Origin of the sequence: Streptococcus sanguinis (assembly GCF_020729765.1) — a bacterium.
GTDB classification, from domain to species: Bacteria; Bacillota; Bacilli; order Lactobacillales; family Streptococcaceae; genus Streptococcus; species Streptococcus sanguinis_Q.
The window spans coordinates 1-5,242 of the sequence record NZ_JAJEPD010000026.1 but is presented as its reverse complement, the minus strand read 5'-3'; the positions used below and the strand labels follow the sequence as shown (position 1 = coordinate 5,242).

At 33.3% G+C, this 5,242-nt stretch carries 3 protein-coding genes and 2 tRNA genes; 1 reads left to right on the top strand and 4 read right to left on the bottom strand.

Annotated features, from left to right (window positions below; translation table 11 throughout):
- Positions 1–97 precede the first annotated feature (97 nt).
- Positions 98–2,683 carry a YfhO family protein gene (locus K4H96_RS04135; protein ID WP_227956362.1) on the top strand — a complete coding sequence of 862 codons (2,586 nt, stop codon included), beginning with the start codon at positions 98–100 and terminating at the stop codon, positions 2,681–2,683.
- 87 nt (positions 2,684–2,770) lie between these two features.
- Here K4H96_RS04135 and K4H96_RS04130 read toward each other — a convergent pair.
- The 4 genes from K4H96_RS04130 to comD form a co-directional block, all read right to left on the bottom strand.
- Positions 2,771–2,844, bottom strand: a tRNA-Asn gene (locus tag K4H96_RS04130).
- Between the two features lie 5 nt (positions 2,845–2,849).
- Positions 2,850–2,921: transfer RNA gene (locus K4H96_RS04125), tRNA-Glu, on the bottom strand.
- A 45-nt stretch (positions 2,922–2,966) separates the two neighbouring features.
- Complete coding sequence (gene comE, locus K4H96_RS04120; RefSeq protein ID WP_002899424.1) at positions 2,967–3,731, bottom strand: competence system response regulator transcription factor ComE; 765 nt, start codon at positions 3,729–3,731, stop codon at positions 2,967–2,969.
- Between the two features lie 5 nt (positions 3,732–3,736).
- Entirely contained in the window at positions 3,737–5,071 is a 1,335-nt protein-coding gene (gene comD, locus K4H96_RS04115; RefSeq protein ID WP_227956361.1) for a competence system sensor histidine kinase ComD, read from the bottom strand.
- Between the last annotated feature and the right edge of the window lie 171 nt (positions 5,072–5,242).

The window sequence follows — 5,242 nt, the reverse complement described above, 5'->3', positions numbered from 1 at the left end:
CAAAGAACTTTGGAAAGATTAATCCCTTGTCAATTTACGTTTACAAAGCTTTACAGAGGCATGAAACAACGTTTCTGCCTCTTTCTATATAAGAAATATGAATCACATTAAAGAATATTTTAAAAAAAATTGGCCTTATTTTTGTGCCTTCTTTCTTCCATTTTTCATCATGTTCTTTATCTACTTGATGTACGGAATTTACTGGAATAGCGAAACATCTCCCTTGCTTGGTGACGGCTTTCATCAATATGTCATTTTTGACACCAACCTAAGAAATATACTCCATGGCACAGATAGTATTTTTTATACTTTCTCCAGTGGACTTGGGCAGAATTTCTATGCTTTATCCAGTTATTATTTAGGTAGCTTCCTATCTCCCTTGGTTTATTTCTTTGATTTGAAATCAATGCCASATGCCGTCTATCTATTTACCTTAATCAAGTTTGGATTAATTGGACTCTCTGCCTTTATCAGTATCAAAGGAATATTTAAAAAGATTCCAGCTTTACTCATCATCACTCTTTCRACMTCATTTTCTTTAATGAGTTTTTCAGTCAGTCAATTRGAAATTAAAACCTGGYTGGATGTRTTTATCCTTGCACCTTTGATWGTGCTAGGTTTACATAGRTTGATAACTGGAAAAGGMAGAGTACTATAYTTTACAACACTRTCAATYCTCTTCATCCAAAATTATTATTTTGGATATATGATGGCRATCTTTTTGGTCTTTTGGTACCTTCYTCAATTATCTTGGGATTTCAAAAATAGAATTAAAAGTTTACTTGACTTTACAGTCGTATCTGCTTTAGCAGGTCTGACTAGCCTAATCATGATTCTGCCAACTTACCTAGACATAAGTACTCATGGTGAAACCTTGACAAAAGTTTCTTCTTTGCTGACAGAAAAAAGTTGGTTCTTAGATGTGTTTGCTAAAAATTTTATTGGCAGTTTTGATACAACCAAGTATGGTTCTATCCCTATGATTTATGTCGGCACCTTCCCATTGATTCTGGCTATCTTATTTTTCACCTTAAAATCTGTTAAGTTTCACGTGAAACTTTGCTACTTTTTACTCATTGCAATTTTCATAGCTAGTTTTTATCTTCAATATTTAGACTTACTTTGGCAGGGAATGCATGCTCCGAACATGTTTCTTCACCGTTATTCTTGGTTATTTTCTCTGATAGTTATCTATATGGCTGCTGAGACTTTAAATCGTTGGAAAGATGTGAAAGTAATGAATGTTGCCATTAGTTTCACTTTGCTCAGCCTCGGATTCATTATGACGTTTATTCAGAGAAAACATTATGATTTTTTGGGTCCTGAGAATTATATTCTAACATTAGAATTTCTGCTGGCTTATCTCTTGATTAGCTTTGTCTTAGCAAAATCTTCGATTCAACCAAAAATCATTCTCCCTGTCTTGCTTTTCTTTGTTACTTTTGAATTGTCGCTTAATTCCTATTATCAAGTTGGAGGAATTGCTAAAGAATGGGTATTTGCCACTCGTTCATCTTATGCTAGCCACCTTGACGAGATTGACAAGCTTGTCAATTATTCCAAAAAGGAAAATATTGACTTTTTTAGAACTGAAAGATTGAATCCACAAACAGGAAATGACAGTATGAAATTTAACTACAATGGAATTTCCCAGTTCTCATCTGTTCGAAATACTCAGGCAAGTTCTACTTTAGATAAACTTGGTTTTAAATCAGCWGGAACAAATCTGAATCTTCGTTATCAAAACAACAGTATTTTAATGGACAGTATTTTTGGTGTTCGCTACAATCTATCTGAAACAGATCCTCAAAAATTTGGTTTTCTTCCTGAGAAGACTGAAAAAGAAATGTCTCTCTACCAAAATGATGCTGCACTTGGTTTAGCTTTTCTGACCGATGATATTTACCAGGATGTCAAGTTTACAAATTTGACCCTAGATAATCAAACAGAATTTTTAAATCGGTTGACTGGTTTTGATTTTAAATATTATGATAAAGTAGATGCTATAACTACTAATGAAAATGTCAAGCAAATTGGTAACAGAGTGACTGTGGATGTTGACAGAGAACAGAATACAAGCTTTGCTAGCGTAGTCTATACTGTCAATGTACCTGCTAACAGTCAACTATATGTCAATGTCGCTGGGATTGATTTTAGTAATGATAATCAGACAGATGTTGACATTACTGTCAATAACTTTACAGAACGTTATACAACTAATAATGTTTTTCCTTTCTTTAATGCTGGCTATTTCAGTCAAAGTCAGACAGTGTCGATTCGCTTTACATTCCCAGATAATTCAACAGTTTCATTTGATACGCCAGAATTTTTTGTCGTTAATACTGAGCAATATCAAAAGGTCATTCAAAAATTAAAAGAGCAGCCCGTTTCCACAACTACTGATTTAAACACAGTAAAAACAAACTATAGAGCGGAAAAGGATACTTCATTATTCTTTACCATTCCTTATGATAAGGGATGGTCAGCCACTCTTAATGGGAAGCCTGTCACACTAAAACGAGCTCAAAATGGCTTTATGAAATTAGATGTGAAAAAAGGAGAAGGAAATGTTGTCCTCGCTTTCATTCCTAATGGTCTGAAAGAAGGTGGCATTGCCTTCATATCTGGCATAATCTTATTTGTTTGCTATAATTTTCTACGTAGGAGACGACATAGAATGTAAATATATAAAAAATAAGGCTCTTCATTAAAATGCTAGTGAAGGCCTTTTCTTGAACAATAAAAAAACACTCACTAGGAGTGTCTCTAGCTCCGGCAGTAGGACTCGAACCTACGACATCATGATTAACAGTCATGCGCTACTACCAACTGAGCTATGCCGGATAATATAGTCCGTACGGGATTCGAACCCGTGTTACCGCCGTGAAAAGGCGGTGTCTTAACCCCTTGACCAACGGACCATATGGTATGCTCTCTTTCAGAACATATTCCATTATATCAGGTTTTTAAGCTTTGTCAACTCTTTTCCCTTTATTTTCGAAAATATCTTTCAGATATTTCACTCTTAAACGAGTGACCGGACAGCGATGATTTTCGTAAAAAATAATTTCTCGATTTTTCTTGTCATAATCAACAATGTTGCCAATATTAACCAGATAAGATTTATGTGGTGAAAAAAATCGTTTGGATTGCTGATCTTTTTCTTGAATATCTGTTATTGTTCCATAAAATTCCTTAAGAAAATTTTTACCGACAATCCGAAGTTTATGAGAGCTCCCTGTCGTTTCGATATATAAAATATCGTTATAAGGCATTCGAACATCATTGCCACGATAACTATATTCAAAATAATCTACCATATTGGTATTTTCAATTAGTGTACTCTTAGTGTAAAGAATACTGTCTTTGATTCTATTTTTAAAAGCATCATTGTTGATATCTTTATCGATAAAATCAAGTGCTGATACTTTATATTTAAAAGTCATAGTAGCAAATTCAGATTTTGAGGTTACAAAAACTATAATGGCATAAGGATTATGATGACGGATAAATTGAGCTACTTCCAGCCCTTTTGTTTCCTCACCCTTAATGTCAATATCCAAAAAATAAAGCTGGTTAACGTCTCCATTTTCAATATATTTTTTGAATTCTTTGATTTTTCCTGTAACCTGAACCTGGATGTCAATTCCAAGTTCCTCAGCAATTTCTGCTAATGTCGTTTCCATCCTGACTTGATGAGATACGGTATCCTCTAAAACTAACACTTTCATAAATTCTATCTCCTAATTGTTAAAATCTGTGTGAAATTGTTTGGCTCAATTTGTGTATCAAGAGTGATAAATTCATRCCTATCTAAAATTTCCTTGATGTTATTCAATCCATAGCCTCTATTTTCTCCTTTAGTTGAAAACTCGGGCTGATAGAGTTCTTCCAAATCCAATTTTCCTWCTTTACGAGAATTTTGAACAACAAAAATGGTTCTATCATCCAGTTGAACCAGAGAAACATGGACAATTTTTTCCAGGCTGTCAATGGCACTCTCAATAGCATTATTTAATAAAATACTAGCAATTCTCACAAGATCTAACAACTTGATTGGAAGGCSTTCCACTTTATCCTTAACTTCAAAAGTCAGCTGAATCTTATGTTCACGCGCTTGAAAGATTGTCTCGGTCATGACACTTCTTAAAGCTGAATCTCCTACATTATTCAAATCAAAAACTGTATATTTATCTGAACGCAGGTTCAAATTTGCATCAGCCAAGACCTCTTGATAAATGTGCTCAATTTCCTTGATATCTCCAGTTTGAATAGCCACTTGCATACTCGTCAACATGCTAGCATAATCATGACGAAATCCTTTGATTTCATAGTACAATCTCACAATTTCATCAGTATATTCCTGAAGTCGAAGCTGTTCAGATTCTTTTTGACGCAAACGCTCTTCTTTCTCGTATTTCTCACGGCTGTCCTTGAATGTCACCAAGGTAGAAAGAAAGACCAAGAAACAAATAGTAGCAATCATACTGCTAAAACTGTTGAAATGCTTTATATTACTAATCCAATGAGAGAGATTTAAAATCAGCCAATTTATTGCATATAAACTACTAATCATCAGAATCTGAGATTTAAAGAAACTTCTTTTAAGATAATCTATTCTGAAATCAAAAATATCAATAACCTTTACCATAAAGAACAAGGATATTAAGTTGATACATGTCAGAAACAAGCCCATGTACTGAGCTACAAAATCATCTCCTAAAACAGATGAAATAATAACTGAAAAGAAAGTAGTAGAACTATCAATTGACAGACATAAAAAGAAGGAAAGTAAGAAAGATTGATATTTTTTAATTTTTTCAACTCTACAAAAATACCAAACTAAAAATAGAGGGAGAAAAAATGACAGTGTATATGATGGAATTGTGCTAGAAAATGAAAATATGTGTCCTAAAAAAGCAATTATAAACGGAACTATAATCTCAAGACCAAAGCAAACAGCTACAAAAAAGCGAGTATGCTTAATTTTAGTGATTYTTGATAAAATCACTAAAAATGCAGCTACATTAATAAAAGGATGAATAATTAATCCAATTATTTCAAGTGACATAAATTTCTCCCCTAAACTTTAAAATTCTTATCTTCCAAAAATCCAACCCCATGGATTTGGAACACCTCTTAWATCCCAAAAGGTTTGAACAAGTRAATTGCTATTTRMARCAATTTGAAAAGAATAGATTTTCATAACTATCTCCTATCTTTTTATCTTGTAAGTCACGTT